Source organism: Formosa sp. F44, assembly GCF_056238645.1.
In genome coordinates, this window is the sequence record NZ_JBWDLJ010000002.1 from 702,510 (window position 1) to 727,064 (window position 24,555).

At 35.6% G+C, this 24,555-nt stretch carries 23 protein-coding genes; all 23 read left to right on the forward strand.

What is annotated here, in order from left to right:
• Positions 1 to 46 precede the first annotated feature (46 nt).
• The 23 genes from AC0UBM_RS08060 to AC0UBM_RS08170 all read left to right on the forward strand — a co-directional run bounded on the left by AC0UBM_RS08060 (position 47) and on the right by AC0UBM_RS08170 (position 24,554).
• Entirely contained in the window at positions 47 to 2,431 is a 2,385-nt protein-coding gene (locus AC0UBM_RS08060; RefSeq protein ID WP_475688274.1) for a glycoside hydrolase family 31 protein, read from the forward strand.
• On the forward strand, positions 2,431 to 4,317 hold the full coding sequence (locus AC0UBM_RS08065) for an alpha-amylase family protein (RefSeq protein ID WP_475688275.1): 1,887 nt from the start codon (positions 2,431 to 2,433) through the stop codon (positions 4,315 to 4,317). The genes AC0UBM_RS08060 and AC0UBM_RS08065 overlap by 1 nt, the downstream gene beginning before the upstream one ends.
• A gap of 3 nt (positions 4,318 to 4,320) precedes the next feature.
• A complete protein-coding gene (locus tag AC0UBM_RS08070; RefSeq protein ID WP_475688276.1) occupies positions 4,321 to 6,006 on the forward strand; it encodes an alpha-amylase family glycosyl hydrolase in 1,686 nt (561 codons plus the stop codon).
• Positions 6,007 to 6,333: 327 nt separating this feature from the next.
• The gene (msrB, locus tag AC0UBM_RS08075) at positions 6,334 to 6,792 is read left to right on the forward strand and encodes a peptide-methionine (R)-S-oxide reductase MsrB (protein ID WP_475688277.1); all 459 of its coding nucleotides are present in this window, start codon (positions 6,334 to 6,336) and stop codon (positions 6,790 to 6,792) included.
• Positions 6,785 to 7,321 (forward strand): peptide-methionine (S)-S-oxide reductase MsrA, encoded by a 537-nt coding sequence (gene msrA, locus AC0UBM_RS08080; protein WP_475688278.1) that lies wholly within the window; start codon positions 6,785 to 6,787, stop codon positions 7,319 to 7,321. The genes msrB and msrA overlap by 8 nt, the downstream gene beginning before the upstream one ends.
• 9 nt (positions 7,322 to 7,330) lie before the next feature.
• Positions 7,331 to 8,902 (forward strand): protein adenylyltransferase SelO, encoded by a 1,572-nt coding sequence (locus AC0UBM_RS08085; protein ID WP_475688279.1) that lies wholly within the window; start codon positions 7,331 to 7,333, stop codon positions 8,900 to 8,902.
• 40 nt (positions 8,903 to 8,942) lie between these two features.
• A complete protein-coding gene (locus AC0UBM_RS08090; RefSeq protein ID WP_475688280.1) occupies positions 8,943 to 10,160 on the forward strand; it encodes a bifunctional alpha/beta hydrolase/OsmC family protein in 1,218 nt (405 codons plus the stop codon).
• Positions 10,161 to 10,263: 103 nt separating this feature from the next.
• Positions 10,264 to 11,220 (forward strand): aldo/keto reductase, encoded by a 957-nt coding sequence (locus AC0UBM_RS08095; protein ID WP_475688281.1) that lies wholly within the window; start codon positions 10,264 to 10,266, stop codon positions 11,218 to 11,220.
• 110 nt (positions 11,221 to 11,330) lie between these two features.
• A complete protein-coding gene (locus tag AC0UBM_RS08100) occupies positions 11,331 to 11,699 on the forward strand; it encodes a YtxH domain-containing protein (RefSeq protein ID WP_414036346.1) in 369 nt (122 codons plus the stop codon).
• Between the two features lie 24 nt (positions 11,700 to 11,723).
• Positions 11,724 to 12,158, forward strand: a complete 435-nt coding sequence (locus AC0UBM_RS08105; RefSeq protein ID WP_414036345.1) for a hemerythrin domain-containing protein — start codon at positions 11,724 to 11,726, stop codon at positions 12,156 to 12,158.
• Positions 12,159 to 12,385: 227 nt separating this feature from the next.
• Entirely contained in the window at positions 12,386 to 12,940 is a 555-nt protein-coding gene (locus AC0UBM_RS08110; protein WP_475688515.1) for a porin family protein, read from the forward strand.
• A gap of 176 nt (positions 12,941 to 13,116) precedes the next feature.
• The gene (locus AC0UBM_RS08115; protein WP_434037565.1) at positions 13,117 to 13,992 is read left to right on the forward strand and encodes an acyl-CoA thioesterase; all 876 of its coding nucleotides are present in this window, start codon (positions 13,117 to 13,119) and stop codon (positions 13,990 to 13,992) included.
• Positions 13,993 to 13,995: 3 nt separating this feature from the next.
• Positions 13,996 to 14,685 carry a glycerophosphodiester phosphodiesterase gene (locus AC0UBM_RS08120; protein WP_475688282.1) on the forward strand — a complete coding sequence of 230 codons (690 nt, stop codon included), beginning with the start codon at positions 13,996 to 13,998 and terminating at the stop codon, positions 14,683 to 14,685.
• Positions 14,682 to 15,899: a BaiN/RdsA family NAD(P)/FAD-dependent oxidoreductase gene (locus AC0UBM_RS08125; RefSeq protein ID WP_475688283.1), complete on the forward strand. Its 1,218-nt coding sequence runs from the start codon at positions 14,682 to 14,684 to the stop codon at positions 15,897 to 15,899. Before AC0UBM_RS08120 ends, AC0UBM_RS08125 begins: the two co-directional genes overlap by 4 nt.
• Entirely contained in the window at positions 15,896 to 16,432 is a 537-nt protein-coding gene (locus AC0UBM_RS08130) for a DUF1697 domain-containing protein (protein ID WP_475688284.1), read from the forward strand. The genes AC0UBM_RS08125 and AC0UBM_RS08130 overlap by 4 nt, the downstream gene beginning before the upstream one ends.
• 4 nt (positions 16,433 to 16,436) lie before the next feature.
• Positions 16,437 to 17,528 (forward strand): diphosphomevalonate decarboxylase, encoded by a 1,092-nt coding sequence (locus AC0UBM_RS08135; protein ID WP_475688285.1) that lies wholly within the window; start codon positions 16,437 to 16,439, stop codon positions 17,526 to 17,528.
• Between the two features lie 250 nt (positions 17,529 to 17,778).
• Positions 17,779 to 18,708 carry a mevalonate kinase family protein gene (locus AC0UBM_RS08140; protein ID WP_475688286.1) on the forward strand — a complete coding sequence of 310 codons (930 nt, stop codon included), beginning with the start codon at positions 17,779 to 17,781 and terminating at the stop codon, positions 18,706 to 18,708.
• A gap of 47 nt (positions 18,709 to 18,755) precedes the next feature.
• Positions 18,756 to 19,661 carry a geranylgeranylglycerol-phosphate geranylgeranyltransferase gene (locus AC0UBM_RS08145; protein WP_414036336.1) on the forward strand — a complete coding sequence of 302 codons (906 nt, stop codon included), beginning with the start codon at positions 18,756 to 18,758 and terminating at the stop codon, positions 19,659 to 19,661.
• 66 nt (positions 19,662 to 19,727) lie between these two features.
• Positions 19,728 to 20,585 (forward strand): pseudouridine synthase, encoded by an 858-nt coding sequence (locus AC0UBM_RS08150; RefSeq protein ID WP_475688287.1) that lies wholly within the window; start codon positions 19,728 to 19,730, stop codon positions 20,583 to 20,585.
• A 343-nt stretch (positions 20,586 to 20,928) separates the two neighbouring features.
• Entirely contained in the window at positions 20,929 to 22,329 is a 1,401-nt protein-coding gene (locus tag AC0UBM_RS08155) for an arginine decarboxylase (RefSeq protein ID WP_414036334.1), read from the forward strand.
• The gene (speB, locus tag AC0UBM_RS08160) at positions 22,319 to 23,257 is read left to right on the forward strand and encodes an agmatinase (protein WP_434037571.1); all 939 of its coding nucleotides are present in this window, start codon (positions 22,319 to 22,321) and stop codon (positions 23,255 to 23,257) included. Before AC0UBM_RS08155 ends, speB begins: the two co-directional genes overlap by 11 nt.
• On the forward strand, positions 23,247 to 24,221 hold the full coding sequence (locus AC0UBM_RS08165; RefSeq protein ID WP_414036332.1) for a deoxyhypusine synthase family protein: 975 nt from the start codon (positions 23,247 to 23,249) through the stop codon (positions 24,219 to 24,221). The genes speB and AC0UBM_RS08165 overlap by 11 nt, the downstream gene beginning before the upstream one ends.
• Positions 24,222 to 24,236: 15 nt before the next feature.
• Complete coding sequence (locus tag AC0UBM_RS08170) at positions 24,237 to 24,554, forward strand: hypothetical protein (protein WP_414036331.1); 318 nt, start codon at positions 24,237 to 24,239, stop codon at positions 24,552 to 24,554.
• Position 24,555: the final 1 nt, after the last annotated feature.

The following is a 24,555-nucleotide window of genomic DNA, read 5'->3' on the forward strand; positions in this document are numbered from 1 at the left end:
CTTTTCTTAAAATAATTCCCTGCACTTTTTTAATGTCTAAATAAAAATGAAAAACATACTATATATATTATTTGCGCTCTGCTTTTTACAAGTCAGTTTTGCTCAGAACCCCAATAGAACTTTTGTGTCTTCAGAAACCACTAAAGCTGGTTATAGGGTTTTGGTTCAAGATGGTGTTTATGTGATTAAATTATACAATAAATCGATAGTTGAAACCACTTTTATTCCAAAAGGAGAACAAGAAAATCCAGAATCTCATGCGGTAGTTTTAAAAGATTACACGCCGTTTTCTAACATCTCAGATACTCCGGAAGCTGTGGTTCTAAATTCAGAGGGCGTGTCTGTAATTATTAAAAAATCACCTTTTCAAATTCAATATACATATAAAGGGCAACCTTTAATTTCAGAAAGGGACGGCTATTCGAAGACCGAGGACGGTGAAGCCATTCAGTTTAATTTAGACCATACCGAAGTGTTGTATGGTGGTGGTGCTAGAGCGTTGGGCATGAATCGTCGGGGACACCGTTTACAATTGTACAATCGTGCACATTACGGTTACGAAACGCATAGCGAGTTAATGAATTTTACCTTGCCAATAGTCATGTCTTCTAAGCAATACATGATTCATTTCGATAATGCGCCTATCGGATATTTAGATTTAGATAGTAAACAGGATAACAGTCTAACTTATGAGACTATTTCTGGCCGAAAAACCTATCAGGTTATTGCATCAGATTCGTGGGAAGATATTATAGATAATTATACCGAATTGACAGGAAAACAACCTATGCCACCACTTTGGGCTTTGGGAAATTTTTCTAGCCGATTTGGTTATCATTCCGAAGCAGAAACACGCGCAACTATTGCTAAGTTTAAAGCAGAAGAAATTCCTGTAGATGCCGTGATTTTAGATTTATATTGGTTTGGGAAAGAGGTGCAAGGCACTATGGGGAATCTGGCATTCGATACAGATTCGTTTCCAACGCCTGAAAGAATGATTAAAGATTTCGATAAGGAAGGCGTAAACACCATTTTAATTACCGAGCCTTTTGTGTTAACCACCTCTAACCGTTGGGAAGAAGCTGTCGAGCAAGATGTGTTAGCGAAAGACTCATTAGGACAACCCTATACTTACGATTTCTTTTTCGGAAATACAGGTCTTATCGATATCTATAGCAAATCGGGTTTCGATTGGTTTTCTAACATCTATAAGGATGTATTCGAAATGGGTGTATCTGGAATTTGGGGCGATTTAGGCGAGCCTGAAGTGCATCCTAAAGCATTATTACATGCCACAGGAACAGCAGACGAAGTGCATAATATTTATGGTCACGATTGGGCACGATTGGTTTATGAAAGTAGCTTAAGTGCACATTCAAAAATGAGACCTTTTGTGTTAATGCGTGCGGGATATTCCGGTTCGCAACGTTACGGATTAATTCCGTGGTCTGGCGATGTAAATCGCACTTGGGGCGGATTGCAAAGTCAGCCAGAAATTGCTTTACAAATGGGAATGCAAGGCTTAGGGTATATGCATAGTGATTTAGGTGGTTTTGCAGGCGATAATCTAGACGACGAGTTGTATGTACGTTGGTTGCAATATGGCGTTTTTCAGCCTATATACAGACCTCATGCACAGGAAGACGTACCTAGCGAACCTGTTTTTAGAAACGAACACGCAAAGAATTTGGCACGGAAAGCCATAAGATTACGTTATGCCTTATTGCCGTATAATTACAACCTTGCCTTCCAGAATCATAAAAAAGGGACACCATTAATGCGTCCGTTATTTTTTGAGCATCCAAAAGATGTTACCTATCAAAATTTGGCAAATACGTATTATTGGGGAGATTCCTTTTTGGTGTCACCTATTTTAGAAGCAGGTGTAAAAACGCATGAAGTTATATTTCCGAAAAATAATCTGTGGTTCGATTTTTATACAGATGAAAAAATTGAAGGCGGACAAACCAAAACCGTTTCAGTAGTCGAAAATAGCATACCAACCTATGTTAAAGGCGGAGCATTTATTCCTATGGCAAGACGCATGCAAAATACCAAGTCGTATACTGGTCACAATTTACTGCTTCATTACTATCACGATGCCTCCATTACAAGCAGTTCTTCTCAGTTATATAATGATGATGGGGAAACATTAAACGCATTTGAAAAAGGAAAATACGAGCGCCTTAATTTTTCTTATTCACAACATAAAAAAGGAATGCAGTTTGTGTTTAAAGATGATGTAGGTCCGGCGTATAAAGTAGATTCAAAAACCATTCAGCTAATTATTCATAATATGGAAACAGCGCCAGCAAGCATTAAAAAAGGTAAAAAAGAATTGGCGTTTACATACGATAAACACACGCATATTTTAGAAGTTCCATTAATATGGGAGGTAGATTCTGAGTTAGAAATTAAAATAATATTATAATGTTTAAACAAGGTATAGCATCAATTGCAATGATTTTATTAGTTTTAATCAGCTGTGATTCTAAAAAGAAAGATATTTTGAAAGAAAGTAATAAGGCAGAGACTGCCACCGCACCAAAAAAGGAAGTCGTTTATCAAGTATTTACACGTTTATTCGGGAATACAAATGAGACCAATAAACCCTGGGGAACCATCGAAGAAAATGGCGTTGGGAAGTTTAACGATTTTACCGATAAGGCTTTATCTAAAATTAAAGATTTAGGTGTCACGCACATTTGGTATACCGGTGTGCCACATCACGATGTTATTACAGATTATACGGCTTATGGTATTTCTAACGACGACCCAGATGTTGTTAAAGGGCGAGCAGGTTCGCCATATGCTGTAAAAGATTACTATAATGTAAATCCCGATTTAGCCGAAAATCCAGCTGAGCGTTTACAAGAGTTTGAAGCCTTAATTGCGCGTTCTCATAAAGCGGGTTTAAAGGTGATTATTGATATCGTTCCTAACCACGTTGCTAGAAACTATAAAAGCATTACAAAACCAGAAGGCGTTACAGACTTTGGTGAAACCGACGATAAAACGGTTGTTTATAATGTGAATAATAATTTTTATTATAATCCGGGTGAGCCTTTTGTGGTGCCAGAACGCCGAAACGGATATGTGCCTTTAGGAGGTTCTGAACATGAGTTATTAGATGGAAAGTTCGATGAAAATCCATCGAAATGGACCGGAAATGGCTCGCGTTTACCACAACCAGACCCTAACGATTGGTACGAAACAGTAAAAATAAATTACGGGGTAACGCCAGAAGGTCATCATGATTTTGATAGTTTGCCAGACGGATTCGATACAAAAGACTATAAAGCGCATTTCGAATTTTGGCAAGATAAAACCGTGCCAGATTCTTGGGTGAAATTTAAAGAGATTGCCTTGTATTGGACGGCAAAGGGTGTGGATGGCTTTCGTTACGATATGGCCGAAATGGTGCCGGTAGAATTCTGGAGTTATATGAATTCTACTATAAAAATGAAAAATCCTGAGGCGTTTTTACTGGCCGAAGTGTATAATCCAAGTTTATACAGAGATTATATCCGTAAAGGAAAAATGGATTATTTATACGACAAAGTACAGTTGTACGATACGCTTAAGCATGTTATGCAAGGTTGGGGAAAAACCGACGATATTGTGCCAATCCAAAGAGATTTAAGCGATATCGAACACCACATGTTGCACTTTTTAGAAAATCACGACGAGCAACGTATTGCAAGTCCAGAGTTTGCAGGAAATGCCTTTAAAGCCAAGCCAGCTATGGTGGTTTCTGCAACCATAAGCACGTCACCGACATTAATTTATTTCGGACAAGAATTTGGAGAGCCAGGTGCAGAAGATTTAGGATTTGGAGACCCGTCTAGAACATCAATTTTCGATTACGGAAGTGTGCCAACCTTAAGACGTTGGGTAAATAATAAGCAATTCGATGGCGGACAATCTACTACAGAAGAATTAGAATTATACGATTTCTATAAGCGCTTGCTAAATTTCACAATTTCTAGTGAGGCCTTAATGGGGAACTACCAAGACCTACATGACTACAATACGCATAATACGGGCGATTATGGGTTAAAACAATTCTCTTATGCCAGATGGAACGATAACGAGAAACTTATAATTGTTAATAATTTCGATGCCGATTACGGTACAGAATTCTATTTAAAACTACCAAAAGACCTTGTAGATGCTTGGCAATTAAAACCAGGAGAATACCTGTTAGAAGACCAATTGTATAAATCGTATCAAACAGTTTTACAGGTTTCAGAAAATGGAGCCGAAGCCAAAATTGCGGTAAAGCCGTTACAATCTTTCATCTTTAAATTGCAATAGATTATGCGTAACTTTATAGTAGTTTTAATATTAGGAATTATGGTTACAGGGTGTCAAAACAAAACAACTGATAAGTCAACTGATAAATCAGTTGAGAAAGAAGTGGAAGTACCTTTTAGATGGGACGCCGCTACAATTTATTTCATGTTAGTCGATCGTTTTAATAATGGAGATACATCCAACGATCTTAATTATGGAAGAGATCTAGAAACTGGAGTTTTAAGAGGTTTTGAAGGTGGAGATATCAAAGGGGTAACACAAAAAGTAGAATCAGGTTATTTTACAGATTTGGGTGTAAATGCCATTTGGATGACACCAATTGTAGAGCAAATTCATGGCGGTACAGATGAAGGTACTGGATTATCTTATGGTTTCCATGGCTATTGGACTAAGGATTGGACGAATTTAGACCCTGATTTCGGGACAAAAGAAGATTTAAAACAGCTTGTAAAAGTGGCACATAGTAAAGGCATTCGTATTGTTTTAGATGCTGTTATTAATCATAGGGGGCCGGTAACGGAGAAAGACCCTGTTTGGCCAGATGATTGGGTAAGAACAGGTCCGGCTTGCGATTATCAAGATTTCGATAGCACCGTAAGTTGTACTTTGGTTGAAAATTTACCAGATATTAGAACAGAAAGTGATGATGCAGTGGAGTTACCTCCTCAGCTTATTGCCAAATGGAAAGCAGAAGGCAGATATGAGAAAGAAGTAGCCGAATTAGATGCTTTTTTTGAGAGCACAGGCTACCCAAGAGCACCCCGTTTTTACATCATGAAATGGCTAGCCGATTATATCACAGAATTCGGAATTGATGGTTATCGAGTAGATACCGTTAAGCATACTGAACCTTATGTGTGGCAAGAATTTAGAAAGGTAGTAGATACAGCTTTTGCTCAGTTTAAAATGGAAAATCCCGATAAAGTCTTAGACGATAATGGATTCTACCTTGTAGGGGAAGTGTATAATTATGCCATTAGTCATAAAAAAGCCTTCGATTTTGGCGACCGTAAAGTCAATTATTTCGATAAAGCATTCAACCAATTAATCAATTTTGAATTTAAGTGGAATGTGCAACAAATGGATTACGAGTCCATGTTTACCAAATACGATAGTATTCTTAATAACGACTTAAAAGGCTATAGTGTACTAAATTATTTAAGTTCTCACGACGATGGTCAGCCATTCGACCCGATGCGCATAAAACCTTTTGAAACGGCTACAAAATTATTGCTTACTCAAGGTGCCGCGCAAATTTATTATGGTGATGAATCGGCTAGAATCCTGCATGCCGAAGGTGCTGTTGGCGATGCCAATCTACGTACGTTTATGAATTGGGACGACATAAATTCTAATCCTAAAACGCAAGCGGTTTTAGCACATTGGCAACTTCTAGGTCAGTTTAGAGCACACCATCCAGCGGTTGGAGCAGGAAGACATCACATGATTTCTGAAGCACCATATGTGTTTTCTCGAATATATAAAAAAGACGATTTTGAAGACCGAGTGGTTATTGGTTTAAATCTTGAAAAAGGAAAGAAAATAATACCCGTTGGAGGCGTTTTTCCTGAACGCTTGAATATTCATGATGCCTATTCTAATACCGATGTTACTGTCGAAAATGGAAATGTTATTCTGAATAATGAGTATGATATCGTGTTGTTAGAAGCAAAGAAAGCCTCTAAGTAATCATTACCTTTTGATTCTATTTTTGAAGTGTAATAGAAATTAATTTTATATAAGTGAGTACATAATTACATAGCATTCACTTACAGTGTTAAGCATAAACCTATCCCAATTACATGTATGTATTGAGATAGGTTTTATTCGTTTTTATATTCTGGTTTTTAATTGTATTTTAAGTAAAAATTGTATGATTATTAACAAGCGATATTTTTATGCCCAATAGGAATTAATCATATTTGTATGTAAGATGGAGCGCGTTAATGAGTCTAATACAGATATCATATAACCATCAGTGTTATTTTTTAATACAAATTTAAAAAAAGGAATAGTATGCTTACATGGAAAAATATAATGGATTTTGCCGTGAATGGCAATCCAGAACCCCATCGTCGTGTAGAGAAAACCGACGAAGAATGGAAAGAATTATTAACACCTCACCAATTTAGAATAGCAAGATTAAAAGGAACCGAAGCACCACATTCGGGAGCACTTTGTAGTGCACACGAAGCCGGAAAATATGGTTGTGTGTGTTGCGGGAGGTTATTGTTCGATTCTACTATAAAATTCGAATCTAGTTCAGGATGGCCAAGTTTTACACAGCCTATCCAAGAGAATGCTATCAAGTACGAAAAAGATACTGCATTCGGTATGGTTCGTGTAGAAGTGATGTGTAATACTTGCGATGCGCACTTAGGACATGTGTTTCCCGATGGCCCAGAACCAAGCGGATTACGCTATTGTGTAAATTCAGAATCAATTACGCTAGAGAAAGAAGAATATCATGGATAATACAAAAGAAATTATCACGCTTGGAGGCGGTTGTTTCTGGTGTACAGAAGCTGTTTTTCAACAGGTAAAAGGTATCGAAAAAGTGGTTTCGGGATATACTGGAGGTACGGTCCCTGGCAGACCTACATATCGCGAAATATGTTCGGGATTAACCGGTCATGCCGAAGTTATTCAACTTACTTATGATTCGAATGTGATTTCATTACAAGATATTTTAATCATCTTTTTTACCACACACGACCCTACAACTTTAAACCGTCAAGGTGCCGATCGTGGGACACAATACCGTTCTGTAATTTACTATCAGAAGGAAGAAGAGAAAGCGATTATAGATGTTGTAATTGAAAATATTCAACCGTATTTCGATGATAAAATAGTGACAGAAGTGAGTGCGCTAGGACCATTTTTTGAAGCTGAAGATTATCATCAGGATTATTACGAAAACAATAAAACACAAGGCTATTGCACTGCGGTTATTAATCCGAAGTTAGCCAAGTTAAGGCAAATGCATGCCGATAAATTAAAATAGACACGCCCTTTGAAAATTTTTAAATCACATATAAACGAGACTTTTACAAGCGAACTTCCCGCCGATCCGATTCTAGAAAACTCTAGGCGTCAGGTTAGCGAAGCTTGTTTTTCTTATGTTACGCCCAAACATACTGCAAAACCAGAATTGATTCATGTGTCTCCAGAATTATTGGAAACACTAGGGATTTCGGAAGCTGAAAGTCAGTCGAAAGAATTTTTAAAAGTGTTCACAGGGAATCAAGTGTTGGAACATACAAGACCGTATGCTATGTGCTATGGCGGACATCAATTTGGGAATTGGGCAGGACAATTAGGCGATGGTCGTGCCATAAATTTAACCGAAATTGAATATGAAAATCAGCGTTGGGCATTGCAATTAAAAGGCGCTGGACCCACACCATATTCTAGAACTGCCGATGGTTTGGCGGTCTTACGTTCGTCTGTTCGTGAGTATTTATGTAGCGAAGCCATGTTTCATTTGGGCGTGCCTACTACGCGAGCATTATCGTTAGCGGTAACGGGAGACCAAGTGTTACGCGATGTTATGTATAACGGGAATCCGGAATACGAAGAAGGAGCAGTAGTGTGTCGTGTAGCACCAAGTTTTTTACGTTTCGGAAGCTTTGAACTTTTAGCGTCTCGAGAAGATGCTAAAACGCTTAAAATGCTTACCGATTATACGATAAAACATTTTTATCCAGAATTGGGAGCACCATCAAAAGTAACGTATTTAGCCTTTTTTAAGGAAGTTTCTGAACGTACGCTTAAAATGATTATCGATTGGCAACGTGTTGGTTTTGTGCATGGCGTGATGAATACCGATAATTTGTCTATTCTAGGTTTAACTATAGATTACGGGCCTTACGGTTGGTTAGAAGGTTTCGATTATGGTTGGACGCCAAATACAACCGATAGACAACATAAGCGTTATCGCTACGGAAATCAGCCTAATATTGGACTTTGGAATTTATACCAACTAGCAAATGCGTTATATCCTTTAATTGAAGATGTCGATGCGTTACAAGCTATTTTAGATGCGTATAAAACGAATTTTGAAACCCAGTCTTTAAAGATGATGCGTTCAAAATTAGGGCTTTTTAAAGCGGAAGAATCCGACTTAAAACTGATTCAAGATTTTGAAGATGCATTGCAAATGCTAGAAACAGACATGACGATTGCATTTAGAAATCTTTCGAAATTTGAAAAAGAAAATCCTTTAAATGCATTGAAACTTATTGAAGACGCTTTTTACAATCCAGATGCCATGACTTCAGAAATTGAAGAAGTTTGGAATAATTGGTTTGAAAGGTATTCGGAGCGATTACAAAAAGAAGCATTGTCTGATGCAGAACGTGCTTCAAAAATGAATGGCGTTAACCCCAAATATGTGCTTAGAAACTATATGTCTCAATTGGCAATAGATGACGCTGAAAAAGGAGATTATGCATTGGTGGATGAATTATTCAATCTACTAAAAAATCCATACGACGAGCAACCAGACTCTGAAAAATGGTTTGCAAAACGACCAGAATGGGCACGGAATAAAGTGGGCTGTTCGATGTTGTCTTGCAGTTCGTAAATTTATGTAACCGTATTTTTAATCAATAATAAATCAAAATATGAAAAGTCAGAAACTTGAAATAGAAAATGATAAAGGTGTAAAACTTCAGGCCTATTTAGAATTGCCTGCAAATCAGAATCCGAATTATTTTGCAGTGTTTGCGCATTGTTTTACCTGCACCAGTACCTTATCTGCGGTTAAAAACATTAGTCGTTCGTTAACCAATCATGATTTTGGGGTGCTTCGTTTCGATTTTACGGGATTGGGTAGAAGTGAAGGCGAATTTTCTGATAGTCATTTTTCTGCTAACGTTTCCGATTTATTGGCGGTAAGTAAATATTTAGAAGAACATTTTCAAGCCCCGTCCTTATTGGTTGGACATTCGCTTGGAGGTGCAGCGGTAATTGTAGCGGCATCTCAATTAGAGTCTGTAAAAGCTGTGGCAACCGTTGGCGCTCCTGCAACAGTAGAGCATGTAACGCATTTGTTCTCGCATGGATTTGATGATGTTGAAGAAAAAGGAAATGTTGAAGTTAATATTGGAGGGCGACCTTTTAATATAAATAAGGAATTTGTAGACGATTTTAGTAAAACCGATTTGCCTGAGATTACTAAAAACTTAAGAAAACCATTACTTATTATGCATGCACCTTTTGATGGTGTAGTACCTATTGAAAATGCAGAACGTTTGTATAAAACCGCACATCATCCTAAAAGTTTTGTGAGTTTAGATCAAGCCGATCATTTATTGACAGACTCTAGAGATAGTGAATATGTGGGTAATGTAATTGGGACTTGGGTACAGCGCTATTTCGAGGCAAAAGACAGCGAGATTTTAGACACCGAAGGCGAGCAATTAGTTGCGCATTTAAATCTGTTAGAAGATAACTTTGCAACGAATATCCAGACGAAAAAACATACGTTAATTGCCGATGAACCAGAGCGCGTTGGAGGTGACGATTTTGGACCTTCACCTTACGAATATTTAAACGCAGCCTTGGCCGCTTGTACCGCGATGACGCTAAAATTATATGCTCAGCGTAAAAAATGGGATTTACAAGAAGTGTTTGTTTACATTACATATTCTAAAAAACATAGCGACGATCTTAAGCTAGATTTAGAAAAACCAGCACAAATAGATTATCTAAAAAAGACCTTAAAATTTGTAGGAAACTTAGACGATAAACAGAAAGCACGTTTAAAAGAAATAGCATCTAAATGTCCTGTGCATAAAACATTAATTAGTGATACCATTATAGAAACAGAAGTGCAATAATTATTTATTGGATTTACCCTTTTATGAAATGTAAATATCTATTCTTATAACTTGTCTTGATTCTGAATCTAGTTTAGTAATTTAGAAGAAAATTATAATTGCTATGCCAAAACAAACCCAAATCGGATTAGGACTCGCGGCTATTGGTCGCCCGGAATACATCAACATAAAAAAGGAAGAAATAGCGCAATCGGAAACGGTATTTAGAGCAAATGCCATGCAGGTTTTAGACGATGCCTATCGTTTTGGAGTACGGTATTTTGATGTGGCTCCATCTTATGGGAAAGGTGAACAGTTTTTAATTGATTGGCATACATTAAGATCGTATCCCGATGTAAATTTGAGTACCAAATGGGGCTATACTTATATGGCGAATTGGGAATTAGGATACCGTGGAAAGCACGAAATAAAAGAACATTCATTTTCCAAATTACAAGAGCAATGGGAAGTCTCTCAAGCGCTTTTACCGGAGCTTAAAATATATCAAGTGCATTCTGCGACTTTAGATAGTGGTATTTTTACCAATACAGAAGCGCTTCAAGAATTATATCGTATAAAAAAGAAAACGGGTATGCAGATTGGAGTTTCTACCAGTGGTGCTAATCAGGTAGAAATTATTGAAATGGCTTTAAAAGTTCAAGTCGAAGGCGAGCCGTTATTTACCAGCTTTCAGGTTACGTATAATGTATTCGAGCAATCTACCTTTGAAATATTAAATCAGTTATTAAGCGATAATAAAACAGTTATTATTAAAGAAGCTTTGGCTAACGGACGTGTGTTAGAGAATAAAGATTTTCCGAGATATTCTGAAGCTTATACCTATTTTAAATTTCTGGCGAAACAATATAACGTGGGAATAGATGCCGTTGCTATACGGTTTATAATAGATAGTTTAGAGCCTCAGGTGGTGCTTAGCGGTGCTTTAACAAGCGAACAGTTACAAGATAATTTAAAAGCCTTGTCATTTCAATTAACAGAAGCAGAGCGGCATCAACTTCAAATATTCGCATCAGAAACGGAGTCGTATTGGGCCGAACGCAGTGCTTTAGCTTGGCGATAAATGACTTACATTTTTAATCCCGTCAATTTTAAAACGTATAGAGTCAACTAGACCTTCGCTTTCAACATAACTTTGTAGTATTAAGTTTAACCATTAAACAATTTAAAACTATGAACAATTCAGGAAATACAATTTTAGGTATTATAGCAGGAACCGCTTTAGGAGCAGCAATGGGAATATTATTCGCTCCTGAAAAAGGTAGTAAAACGCGTAAAATAATCTCTAAAGAGGCAGAAGCTAGAAAAAATAAATTAGCAGAACAAGCTACAGAATTCGCAGATACAGTAGCTAAAAAAGTGAATGTTAAAAAAGGAACTTTAGAAGAGCAAATAGAAAGCATTCTTGCTGATTCAAGTCATAAATCAGACGAAGTTATCGATGCTTTAGAAAAAAAATTAGAAGTTTTAAAAACTAAAAACAGACATTTTAGAAAAGACGTTAAAACTAACGGAACGTCTAAAACGACTGCAACAGTTTAATTATAACTTTTAAATTTTTTAGATATGACCATTTTTGAAGCGATACGGCACGATCATGATATTCAGCGCGATTTACTCGATAAATTAGTGCAGTCTTCAGGCGATACAAAGAATAGAGATGAGCTGTTTAAAGCGGTGAGAAAAGAATTGGAAGTTCATGCAAATGCAGAGGAACGCCACTTTTACAAGCCATTAATCTCTACAGACATGATGCAAGAGCATTCCAGACATGGTATTGCAGAACATCATGAAATCGATGAATTAATCGAGGAACTGGAAGACACAGAATACGATTCGTCCGCATGGCTCAAAATAGCTAAAAAATTAAAACATAAAGTAGAACATCATTTGGAGGACGAAGAACATACGTTTTTTCAATTGGCAGGAAAGACCTTGTCTGAAAAACAGAAAACGGAGTTAGCTTCAGATTATGCAACATATATGAAAAAGAATAGGTGATTTCAGGTTGGTTAGTAACTTATTCTAACACCAAATCGGTATTAATTTACACGATTTGGTGTTTTTTTATGTCTAAAAATTAAACGATTTAAGGAAGTAAATAAATAGTGCAACTGTATTCTAACGGATGTTAAAAACGGTTAAAAAGGTTAATTATAATACAATATAAGGCTTCTGGATTTGGAAAATGTATTCTTTTGTTATTCAATAATCAAACAATTAATATGATGAAGAAACTTTTACTATTCACTTTTATTTCAATTTTAGGTTACACACACATTAGCGCGCAAGAGGTTCAATTTGGAGCGAAAGCCGGGCTTAATTTTGCTTCGGTATTTGGAGATCATACCGATAATTTCGAGACTGTAACAGCATTTAACTATGGGGTTATGGCGGAAATACCGATTTCAAATGTTTTTTCGTTTCAGCCTGAAGTTTTGTATTCTGGTCAAGGATATAGTTTTGGAGATGACACTGTCGCTTTAAATTATTTAAATGTACCATTAATGGCTAAATATTATGTGGTTAAAGGCTTTAGTTTAGAGGCAGGTCCGCAACTAGGGTTTTTGCTTAATACCAATGATGACGGTTTAGGAATAGAAGACGATTTTAATACTGTAGATTTTGGTGTGAATTTAGGTTTAGGTTATAAGTTGGACAACGGTCTTAATTTTAGTGCACGATACAATATTGGATTAACCGATATTGATGATGTTGAAGGATTTAGTGGAACAAATAAGAATGGCGTTTTTCAAGTTTCGGTGGGGTACTTCTTTTTCTAAAATATAATATATTTATTGTTTTAAAACCCAAGTTAATCACTTGGGTTTTTTGCATAATAGTTATAGCTCGGTTTAAGTTTGGAAGCTAATAGTTGCTCAAATGTGATAAAAACAGATTAAAGTGATACTTTCAAAAATCATTTTAATAATTTTGAATTTAATAAACCCCTATTTATATGAAGTCAGCAAACGAGTTATTAGAACTTTTGGATTTAAAAACAATTGCCCCTTCTCAATTCGAAGGAATTAGCAAAACAATTGGAAGTCCTCATGTTTTTGGTGGCCAAGTATTGGCTCAATCGGTAAATGCAGCGTATAAAACCATAACTAATGGTCGGATACTACATTCGCTTCATGCTTATTTTTTAGAAGCGGGAGATTTAAATATACCCATAGTTTTTGAGGTAAATGAAGTACGCGATGGTGGTAGTTTTTCTACACGTCGTGTGTTAGCAAGTCAGAATGGGAAAGCCATTTTTATTTTAGCGGCCTCTTTCCATAAGGCTGAAGAAGGTCACGATCATCAAATAGAGATGAACACGAACTTAAAACAACCTGAAGAGTTACTAAGTTGGACCGAAATGTTAGCGCGATATGGTAGTGTATTGCCAAAAATTACCAAGCACTTTTTAGAAATAGAACGTCCAATAGAATTTAAGCCTGTTGAGGTTATTAACCCATTAAAACAGGAGAATTTACCACCATATTCTAACATATGGTTTAAGCTTAAAACGCCAATTGCCGATGCAGATTTGGCTACAAAACAACAAATATTAACCTATATATCCGATTACAATATATTAGCTGCAGCCTTATTGCCACATGCTAGTGAAGCTCACTTTGGGAACACCCAAATGGCTAGTTTAGATCATTCGATGTGGTTTTTTAGAGATTTCGATTATGACGATTGGATGTTGTATTCCATTGAAACACCAAATGCCTCAAGTGCACGTGGTTTTGCCAAAGGAAATATTTTTTCTAGAGACGGAAAACTTATTGCCTGCGTGGCACAGGAAGGATTAATGCGACCAATGGTTAAAAAACAGGACTAGTACATGAAGTCTAAATGTTTGGTTATGGGACATCGCGGGGCCAAAGCCTATATTGCAGAAAACACATTGGAATCCATCCAAAAAGCATTAGATTTTAATGTAGATGGTATAGAAATCGATGTGCATTGTTGTGCAACTGGCGAATTGGTTGTGTTTCATGATTTTACTTTAGATCGGATGACAAATGGTGAAGGGGAACTGGCAAAACATGCCCTTTCTGAACTTAAACTATTAAAAGTCAATGAGCAGTTTGCTATTCCGACTTTAGATGAGGTTTTAGATTTGATAGATAGAAAATGTATTTTGAATATTGAATTAAAAGGTAAATCTACCGCTAAAGCAACCTGTGAGACCATTCAGAATTATATTAAAAATCGAGGGTGGCAATATTCAGATTTTTTAGTGTCTAGCTTCCAGCATCACGAAATAGAGGCTGTTTTTAATATTGATAAAAATATTCCGTTGGGTGTTTTAACTAAAGCAAATATGGCTGAAGCGATAGAGTTTGCTGAAACAGTGAAGGCTAAAGCCATTCATCCGGGTGCCGCAATTGTAACACGCGACAATGTAAAGCTTGCTCAGAGCAAAGGTTACGCCGTTAACGTGTGGACGGTTAACGATAAAGCGACTATAAATAGAATGAAAGATTATGGTGTAGATGCCATAATTTCTGATAATCCAGATAGGGTATGAAAGAATATAATGTGATTGTCGTTGGAGGAGGAGCTGCAGGTTTCTTTGCTGCGATAAATATTGCAGAGCAGAATCCGCAATATAAAGTCGCCATTTTAGAACGTGGAAAAGAGGTTCTAGGAAAAGTGAAAGTTTCTGGTGGCGGACGTTGCAATGTAACGCATGCCGAATTTGTACCTCAAGAATTAGTGAAATATTACCCCAGAGGCGAAAAAGAATTGTTGGGTCCATTTCATCAGTTTATGACGGGAGATACCACGGCTTGGTTTGAAGAACGTGGCGTGGAATTAAAAATTGAAGAGGATGGGAGAATGTTCCCGGTTTCGGACTCGTCGCAAACTATAATCGATTGTTTTCTTTTTGAAGCTAAAAAGCATAACGTTGATGTTTTAACCAATCAGGGTGTAAAAACAATTTCTAAACGTGATGAGGCTTGGGAAATAGAAACCAATCACGATACTTTTAAAGCAGAACAACTATTAGTTGCCACTGGAAGTAGTCCTAAAATATGGAAATTATTAGAAGGTTTAGGGCATAGCATTTCGCAACCTGTACCGTCTTTATTTACCTTTAATATAAAAGACAATCGTTTAAAAGATATTCCTGGTGTCGTAGCTCAGAATGTCGAGGTTAAGGTGCTTGGTACAGATTTATATTCAGAAGGGCCTTTGTTAGTCACCCATTGGGGTTTGAGTGCGCCAGCGATTTTAAAGTTATCGGCTTTTGGAGCATTAGAATTAGCAAAACGGGATTATAAATTTGAGGTTGAAGTTAATTTTGTGAAACAAGCTACAGTAGCTGTTTTAGAGCAACTGAAACAAGTAAAATTAGATTCAGCTAAGAAAACGGTGTTTAAGTTTCCGCAATTCGATTTGCCTAAACGTTTGTGGCAACAATTGGTGTTGGCTTCAGAAATGACAGAAGATAGCCGTTGGGGCGATATAAATAAAAATCAGTTAGAGGGTTTAGCCGGACAGTTAACGCAGGCTGTTTTTAAAGTAGATGGTAAAAGTACGTTTAAAGAAGAATTTGTAACCGCTGGAGGAGTCGATTTAAAAGAAATCAATTTTAAAACTTTCGAAAGTAAACTGCATAAAAATCTGTATCTGGCGGGAGAAGTTATTAATATAGATGCCGTTACTGGCGGATTTAATTTCCAAAATGCATGGACAGGCGCTTACATTGTGTCTAAAGCAATTTCTAATAAGGCATGACAACATACATTGCATTATTACGTGGAATAAATGTGTCGGGACAGAAAAAAGTCCCGATGGCAGATTTACGAACGCTAATGTCCGATTTAGGTTTCGAAAATGTAAAAACGTATATACAAAGTGGGAATGTGGTGTTTCAATCTTCAGAGGAACATGCATTAATTTTAGAAACTAAGATTAGAGAATCCATTTTAAATGTCTTCGGATTTGAAGTGCCGGTTTTAGTTAAAAGTCAATTGCAATTTCAAGAGATTTTTGATTCTAATCCGTTTTCAGAAGCACAGAAATCAAACAGTTATTTTACGCTTTTGGGAGAGATTCCAAAGTCTGATGCTGTGGAATCCGTTTCTAATGAAACTGTTGTCGGAGAAACGTTTGTTATTGCAGATTCTTGTGTGTATTTCTATTCGGAACACGGTTATGGAAAAGCAAAATGCAATAACAATTTTTTTGAACGGAAATTAAAAGTCTCGGCAACCACAAGAAATTTTAAAACGATGCAGAAGTTGTTATCTTTGTGCTCAGATTTATAAATTCATGACCGAACAACAATTTATTCCTCAAGTCTATTCTAAAGACATTACCGAAGGAACCGTGTCTTGGGAGTCTCCAAGCAATATTGCACTTATAAAATATTGGGGTAAGAAAAAGGATCAGATTCCTGAAAATCCATCTATAAGTTTCACACTTAATGCGTGTAAAACCACCACAGTTTTATCGTATTCTAAAAAGGAAACGACTTCAGATTTCGATTTTAAGGTTTATTTAGATGGAGAACATAAACCGGATTTTCAGCCAAAAATTAAAACCTTTTTCGAGCGTGTTCTCGTGTATTTGCCATTTTTAAAGGATTATACTTTTAAAATTGAAACCTCCAATACCTTTCCGCATAGTTCTGGAATCGCTTCGTCTGCTTCAGGCATGAGTGCTTTGGCATTGTGTTTAATGAGTTTAGAGCAACAACTTCAGCCTGAGATGACAACTGCGTTTTTCAATCAGAAAGCCTCATTTTTATCGCGATTAGGTTCGGGTTCTGCCTGTAGAAGTATTGAAGGCGACTTAATTGTTTGGGGCGAAAACGAAACGGTTGAAGGCAGTTCAGATTTATTCGGTGTGAAATATCCGTATGCAGTGCATGAGAATTTTAAAAATTATCAGGATACTATATTGTTAGTCGATAAAGGTGAAAAGCAAGTTAGTAGCACCGTTGGTCATAATTTAATGCACGGACATCCATTTGCGGCACAGCGTTTTGCACAAGCTCATGAAAATTTAGCAAGTCTGAAACCTATCTTAGAATCTGGAGATTTAGATGCGTTTATCGCACTTATAGAAAGTGAGGCGTTAACCTTACATGCTATGATGATGACGAGTATGCCTTATTTTATATTAATGAAACCGAATACGCTAGAGGTGATTAATAAAATCTGGTCATTTAGAAAAGAAACCGGTTTACATATTGGGTTTACTTTAGATGCCGGTGCTAACGTACATGTGTTGTATCCGAAATCTCAAGCTGAAGTCATCTTAAAATTCATTAAAACGGAATTAGCTAGCCATTGCCAAAACGGACAATTTATTTGCGACGAAATAGGTTTTGGGGCTAAACAAATAAATATGAGTCATTAAAGTGGAATATTAAGCAAGCATTGTTTTTTAGATTGTATTTTATCTAAACTAAAAATAATCAGTTTAGTATGTGTTTTTATCTAGAAATATGATTTTAATCTGTTATTTATTATCACAAATGTAATAACGCTTGACGTTTCTAACACTTTTAAAACGAGAGAGAAAGCGTCTGTTTCATTAATTTTTAACGGGGTGAAAATATGTGAATAATAATCATTAGCTTTGCAATGTTAATTTTAATTAAAATTACGTGAAAGGACCTTTATTTTATTCTAAAATTTTACTTTTTGGTGAATATGGTATCATAAAAGATAGCAAGGGATTGTCTATTCCTTATAACTTTTATAATGGCGCATTAAAAATGGCTACCACACCAACTGATAAAACTATTAGTTCTAACCAAAGTTTAAAGCGTTACGCAACTTATTTGGGTACTATTAGTGCCGATTTAGTAGTATTCGATTTAAAAACGTTAAACGAGGATATTGAAGCGGGTATGTATTTCGATTCGTCTATTCCTCAAGGATACGGTGTTGGAAGTAGTGGTGCATTGGTTGCTGCACTTTACGATAAGTATGCAGAAGATAAAATTACGGTTCTTGAAAATCTTACACGTGAAAAATTATTTAAATTAAAATCTATTTTCTCTGAAATGGAATCTTTCTTTCATGGAAAGTCTTCAGGTTTAGACCCTTTAAATAGTTATTTAAGCATTCCTATCTTAATTAATTCTAAAGATAATATTGAAGCTACAGGTATTCCTTCGCAAAAGAGTGATGGAAAAGGTGCTGTGTTTTTAATAGATAGTGGTATTGTTGGAGAAACAGCTCCGATGGTTCATATTTTTATGGAAAACATGAAGCAAGAAGGTTTTAGAAATATGATTAAAAATCAGTTTGTAAAACATACCGATGCTTGTGTGGACGATTTTTTAAAAGGAGATATGAAATCCTTGTTTAAAAATACAAAGCAATTATCTAAAGTGGTATTAAATAATTTTAAACCTATGATTCCGCAACAGTTTCACGATTTATGGAAAAAAGGTTTAGATACTAACGATTATTACTTAAAGCTTTGTGGCTCTGGTGGTGGTGGTTATATTCTTGGTTTTGCTGAAGATTTTGAAAAAGCAAAACAAGCACTTCACGGTCATAAACTAGAAGTTGTATATAATTTCTAGTCGGCAGTACAGTCGTTTTTAATTTTCATTTTTTTTAATTTGTAGCTATGTTCTCTAGAAAACATAAACATATTTTATTGAAATTTTTCAGTATGTTTTCTGTGGTTAGAGGATATAATGTGCTTATGGTTGTTGTTGCACAATATGTAACGGCAGTTTATATTCTAGCGCATGATAAGCCGGTTCGGGAGGTTGTTTTCGACCTTAATTTATTTATGCTGGTTTTGGCGTCTTCGGCAACTATAGCGGGGGGTTATATTATTAATAACTTCTACGATTCGGAAAAAGATTTAATCAATCGGCCTCAAAAATCTATGCTCGATCGTTTAATCAGTCAGAATGTAAAACTCTCTTTTTATTTTGTTCTTAACTTACTAGCTGTTGTTATGGCAAGTTATGTTTCGTTTAAAGCCGTACTCTTTTTTGCCTTATATATTTTCGCAATTTGGTTTTATTCGCATAAATTAAAAAAGATGCCTTTTATAGGGAATCTAGCTTCTGCCGTGTTAACTATTACACCATTTTTCGCTATTTTTATGTATTATCAGAATTTCGAGCATGTTATTTTTGTACATGCTATGTATCTGTTTTTAATAATATCTATGCGAGAATTAACTAAAGATCTGGAGAATATGCCCGGAGATTTAGCGCAGGGTTATAAAACGATTCCTATAGTTTATGGCGAGAAATACTCTAAAATAATGCTTACCGTTTTGGTGTTCTTAACCTTAGTACCCACGTATTTTTTATTAGCTAAATACGAAATAGGCCACATGTATTATTTCTTTTATTTCATGATGTTTCTCCTGGCTATGTTTTTGGTTTTGTTATGGAATTCGAGCTCTAGAAAACACTATTTAATTCTTCATAATATTCTAAAATTTATCATTTTCTCGGGTGTGTTTAGTGTCCTGTTAATCGATACAGATTTGGTGTTAAACCGACTTTTTTAAAAGGATTTGTATAAAAATAAAAAATCGTAAATTTAGTATATCTTTGCACAAAATAAATATAGCACAATGAATAAGCAAAAAGGCAGCAACAATAAAGGAAAAGCTTCAGGACGTGGAACAGGAAATACACGAAATACAAGTTATGCAAGAGGAAATGCGCCTATTAAAAAACAGGTGGTTACAGATAAGCCAAAGTCTGCACCTAAAAATTCGAATCCCGGAGAAATCCGTTTAAATAAATACATTGCCAATTCGGGTATTTGTTCTCGTAGAGACGCCGATATGCATATCGCTACAGGTTTAGTATCTGTAAATGGTAAAGTGGTAGTCGAAATGGGTTATAAGGTAAAACTGGAAGACGAAGTTCGTTTTGATGGTGCACGCGTAAACCCAGAAAAGAAAGCCTACGTATTACTTAACAAGCCAAAAGGTTTTGCTACTACAACTAGCGAGGGTAAAGGACGTACAGTAATGGATTTAGTCGCTAATGCCACCTCTTCTAAAATAAAACCAATCGGACGTTTAGGAAGAAATTCTTTAGGTCTTATTCTATTTACAAACGACGAGGATATCGTGAGTAAGTTTACGAACTCTAAAAATGGTGTTCCTAGATTATTCCATATCGAACTTGATAAAAATTTAAAGCACGAAGATTTTACTAAAATTAGAGAAGGTTTTAAAGTAGAAGGTAAACTTGTTGCAGTAGAAGAAATAAGTTATATCGATAAAGGTTCTAAAAAAGAAATCGGATTAAAAGTTAAAAATACAGGTAGTACAATCATTAGAACAATTTTCGATTATTTAAAATATGATATCGTAAAGATTGATTGTGTTAGTATTGGACAACTTACTAAAAAAGATATCCCACGCGGACACTGGAAGAACTTAACAGAACAAGAAATTGTGAATCTTAAAATGCTGTAAATCAGGTTTTAAAAGTTTTTAAAAAAAATCGAAAAAAATCTTTTTTTTTCGATTTTTTATAGCACATTTGTACAAGCTATTAGCTGAACATAATGAAAATTGTTTGTGTGTTCGGGCTTTTGAAAATTAGGAAGTCATATTCAAAAGCCGCTTATAGGATAAGCAACCGAATTTTAGAGCTAACTTCCGCATACTCCATAATTAAAAGCCAACATGTCTTTGGCTTTATGCCTACAACCCAAAGTCAAATACAAATTTGATAGATAATTAATATTATTTATTTTTCTACACAGATAATACTGTGTATCTTAAATGTTTATTTTAATTATTATATCAAATTACCATGAATACTAAATATATTGATTTAATAAATCAATCATTTTATTTCCCACAAGAAGAATTTAAATTAGAAGATAAAACGCTTCAATTTCACGATATAGATCTAATGGAATTGGTTGAAGAATATGGTGCGCCATTAAAATTCACCTATTTACCTCAGATTTCAAATAATATTTCTCGTGCTAAACAATGGTTTGCAAAGGCCATAGAAAAGAACGACTATAAAGGAAAGTATAACTACTGTTATTGTACCAAAAGTTCACATTTTAAACATGTTTTACACGAGGCTTTAAAAAACGACATTCATATAGAAACCTCTTCGGCATTCGATATTGATATTGTTGAGAATTTAAAAAGAGAAGGGAAAATTACAGATGAGACGTACGTTATTAGTAACGGTTTTAAACGTGAGCAATATATAACTAACATTGCACGATTAATTAATAACGGGCATAAAAATGCAATTCCGATTATTGATAATTACGAAGAAATCGATTTATTATCTCAAGAAATTAAGGGTAAATTTAATGTAGGGATTCGTATCGCTTCAGAAGAAGAACCAAAATTCGAATTTTATACATCGCGTTTAGGAATTGGCTATAAGAATATAGTGCCTTTTTATAACCGTCAGATTAAAGATAATCCGAAAGTCGAGCTTAAAATGCTTCACTTTTTTATAAATACTGGAATTCGTGATAATGCCTATTACTGGAACGAATTAGTAAAATGTTTAAAGGTATACACGTCTTTAAAAAGGGTGTGCCCATCTTTAGATAGTTTAAATATAGGTGGAGGATTTCCGATTAAAAACTCATTAGCGTTCGATTTTGATTACGAATATATGGTTGACGAAATCTTAAATCAAATCAAAATGGTTTGCGAAGAAGAAGAAGTCGATGTACCAAACATTTTTACAGAATTTGGTAGTTTTACAGTAGGAGAAAGTGGCGGTGCTATTTACGAGGTATTATACCAGAAGCAACAAAACGATCGTGAGAAATGGAACATGATTAATTCGTCTTTCATTACAACTTTACCGGATACATGGGCAATAAATAAACGTTTTATCATGTTACCAATTAACCGTTGGCACGAAAGTTACGAACGTGTGTTATTAGGAGGATTAACTTGCGATAGCGACGATTATTATAACAGTGAACAGCATATGAATGCGATTTACTTGCCAAAATATAATAAAGATAAACCATTATATATCGGATTCTTTAATACAGGCGCCTACCAAGAAACTATTGGTGGATTTGGAGGCTTACAGCACTGTTTAATTCCGACTCCAAAGCATATTTTAATAGATAAAGATGCCGATGGAAACATCACAAAAAAATTATTTGTAGAACAACAAAAAAGTGAAGACTTACTTAAAATATTAGGTTACAATGAGCAATAAAACTTATGCTGGAATTCCTGAAGATTATTCAAAATTAGAAACATCTAAGATTGTTTTAATTCCAGTGCCTTACGATGGGACAAGTACATGGCAAAAAGGAGCAGATAAAGGGCCAGAGGCTTTTTTAGATGCTTCAGAAAACATGGAAACTTACGATATAGAAACACAAACCGAGGTATACCAGCAAGGTGTGTTTTTGGCCGATGCTGTTCGTGAGAATAGTTCTCCAGAAGCTATGGTGGATGCGGTTCATAAAGTCACTAAAAAATATATTAAGAAGAATAAGTTTGTCACACTTTTTGGTGGAGAGCATTCTATTTCTATAGGGTCTATTAGAGCGTTTAACGAGTGTTTTAACGACTTAACAGTATTGCATATCGATGCGCATGCCGATTTACGTAAAACCTATCACGGGTCGTCTTGTAATCATGCTTGTGCTGTTTACGAAGCCAGTCAAACAACCAACTTAATTCAAGTTGGAATTCGTTCTATGGATGTAATCGAGACTACCGTTATGGATAAGGATAAAACTTATTTCGCACACGAGTTGGCTACAAACGAATTTTGGATGGATAGTGCAATCGATCAAATGACGGACAACGTGTTTATTACATTCGATCTAGATGCTTTAGATCCGTCTATAATGCCAAGCACCGGGACGCCAGAACCAGGAGGATTATTTTGGTACGAAACCTTAGAATTTTTAAAGAAAGTATTCGAAGAGAAAAACGTTGTAGGATTTGATATTGTAGAACTTTGCCCTAATAAGAAGGAGAAATCTTCAGATTTCTTAGCAGCAAAGTTGTATTATAAAATGTTGAGTTATAAATTTATGGATGAAAATATAGATGATGACTACGACAATACATTCGAAAGTAAAAAAACAAAAAATAACACATCTAAATTCATAGAAGACGATGAGTACTAAAGGAGCAATTTCAGATTTTATAGAAAAATATTATTTACACTTTAATGCTGCTGCGCTAGTAGATGCTGCTAAAGGGTATGAAGACCAGTTAAACAAAGGTGCTAAAATGTTAGTATCCCTAGCCGGAGCAATGAGTACTGCCGAAATAGGTAAAATCTTTGCAGAAATGATTCGCCAAGATAAGGTGCAAATTATTTCATGTACAGGAGCTAACTTAGAAGAAGATATCATGAACTTGGTCGCACATTCACATTACAAACGTGTGCCTCATTATCGTGATTTAACGGCTCAAGACGAATGGGATTTATTAGAAAAAGGACTTAACCGTGTAACAGATACCTGTATTCCAGAAGAAGAAGCGTTTAGACGTTTACAAAAACATATCTTCAAAATATGGCAAGAAGCAGAAGCTAAAGGAGAACGTTATTTGCCACATGAGTATATGTATAAAATGTTATTGTCAGGTGTGTTAGAAGAGTACTACGAGATCGATTTAAAAGATTCTTGGATGTATGCCGCAGCAGAGAAAAACCTACCTATTATTTGTCCAGGATGGGAAGATAGTACTATGGGTAACATTTTTGCAAGTTATGTGCTTAAAGGCGAATTAAAAGCCAGCACCATGAAATCTGGTATAGAATACATGACATTCTTAGCAGATTGGTACACAGATAATTCTGAAAACGGCATTGGTTTCTTCCAAATTGGAGGAGGAATTGCAGGAGATTTCCCAATTTGTGTTGTGCCTATGTTATACCAAGATATGGAGCGTCCGGAAACACCATTCTGGAGTTATTTCTGTCAGATTTCAGATTCTACCACCAGTTACGGATCGTATTCAGGAGCAGTACCTAATGAGAAAATAACTTGGGGTAAGTTAGATATAGACACTCCTAAATTTATTATTGAAAGTGATGCAACCATAGTTGCGCCACTAATTTTCGCCTATTTATTAGATATGTAACCCCTATTATAAAAAATGAAACGAATAATTGTAGACTACCAAAAGCTAAATGAAGATATTTTAAATCTTCTAGTTGAAAAATTTCCTGATGGTTATGATGATGCAGATATAATTTCCTTTAAGAATGCAAAAAATGAAACTGTCGAAGCCGTTGAAGTAAGAACAGAAGACACCATTTACTTAGTTAAGGTAGGTGTGCGTTTAGCTCAAGCGATGGAAAACTATATCGAAGAAGATATCGATGACGATGATGTAGATTTCGAGGAAGTAAAGATAGACGATGCAGATGCCGAAGCTATTGAAGACGAGGATGAAGACGACGACAATGATTAAA

Excerpts from the sequence above, each read along its gene's own strand:
- AC0UBM_RS08070 (WP_475688276.1), top strand. The coding sequence starts at position 4,321 with ATGCGTAACTTTATAGTAGTTTTAATATTAGGAATTATGGTTACAGGG.
- AC0UBM_RS08120 (WP_475688282.1), top strand. The coding sequence starts at position 13,996 with ATGAAGTCTAAATGTTTGGTTATGGGACATCGCGGGGCCAAAGCCTAT.
- AC0UBM_RS08095 (WP_475688281.1), top strand. The coding sequence starts at position 10,264 with ATGCCAAAACAAACCCAAATCGGATTAGGACTCGCGGCTATTGGTCGC.
- AC0UBM_RS08105 (WP_414036345.1), top strand. The coding sequence starts at position 11,724 with ATGACCATTTTTGAAGCGATACGGCACGATCATGATATTCAGCGCGAT.
- AC0UBM_RS08155 (WP_414036334.1), top strand. The coding sequence starts at position 20,929 with ATGAATACTAAATATATTGATTTAATAAATCAATCATTTTATTTCCCA.
- AC0UBM_RS08165 (WP_414036332.1), top strand. The coding sequence starts at position 23,247 with ATGAGTACTAAAGGAGCAATTTCAGATTTTATAGAAAAATATTATTTA.
- AC0UBM_RS08125 (WP_475688283.1), top strand. The coding sequence starts at position 14,682 with ATGAAAGAATATAATGTGATTGTCGTTGGAGGAGGAGCTGCAGGTTTC.
- AC0UBM_RS08100 (WP_414036346.1), top strand. The coding sequence starts at position 11,331 with ATGAACAATTCAGGAAATACAATTTTAGGTATTATAGCAGGAACCGCT.
- AC0UBM_RS08110 (WP_475688515.1), top strand. The coding sequence starts at position 12,386 with ATGAAGAAACTTTTACTATTCACTTTTATTTCAATTTTAGGTTACACA.
- AC0UBM_RS08060 (WP_475688274.1), top strand. The coding sequence starts at position 47 with ATGAAAAACATACTATATATATTATTTGCGCTCTGCTTTTTACAAGTC.
- AC0UBM_RS08090 (WP_475688280.1), top strand. The coding sequence starts at position 8,943 with ATGAAAAGTCAGAAACTTGAAATAGAAAATGATAAAGGTGTAAAACTT.
- AC0UBM_RS08150 (WP_475688287.1), top strand. The coding sequence starts at position 19,728 with ATGAATAAGCAAAAAGGCAGCAACAATAAAGGAAAAGCTTCAGGACGT.
- AC0UBM_RS08170 (WP_414036331.1), top strand. The coding sequence starts at position 24,237 with ATGAAACGAATAATTGTAGACTACCAAAAGCTAAATGAAGATATTTTA.
- msrB (WP_475688277.1), top strand. The coding sequence starts at position 6,334 with ATGCTTACATGGAAAAATATAATGGATTTTGCCGTGAATGGCAATCCA.
- AC0UBM_RS08115 (WP_434037565.1), top strand. The coding sequence starts at position 13,117 with ATGAAGTCAGCAAACGAGTTATTAGAACTTTTGGATTTAAAAACAATT.
- AC0UBM_RS08135 (WP_475688285.1), top strand. The coding sequence starts at position 16,437 with ATGACCGAACAACAATTTATTCCTCAAGTCTATTCTAAAGACATTACC.
- AC0UBM_RS08130 (WP_475688284.1), top strand. The coding sequence starts at position 15,896 with ATGACAACATACATTGCATTATTACGTGGAATAAATGTGTCGGGACAG.
- msrA (WP_475688278.1), top strand. The coding sequence starts at position 6,785 with ATGGATAATACAAAAGAAATTATCACGCTTGGAGGCGGTTGTTTCTGG.
- AC0UBM_RS08065 (WP_475688275.1), top strand. The coding sequence starts at position 2,431 with ATGTTTAAACAAGGTATAGCATCAATTGCAATGATTTTATTAGTTTTA.
- AC0UBM_RS08145 (WP_414036336.1), top strand. The coding sequence starts at position 18,756 with ATGTTCTCTAGAAAACATAAACATATTTTATTGAAATTTTTCAGTATG.
- speB (WP_434037571.1), top strand. The coding sequence starts at position 22,319 with ATGAGCAATAAAACTTATGCTGGAATTCCTGAAGATTATTCAAAATTA.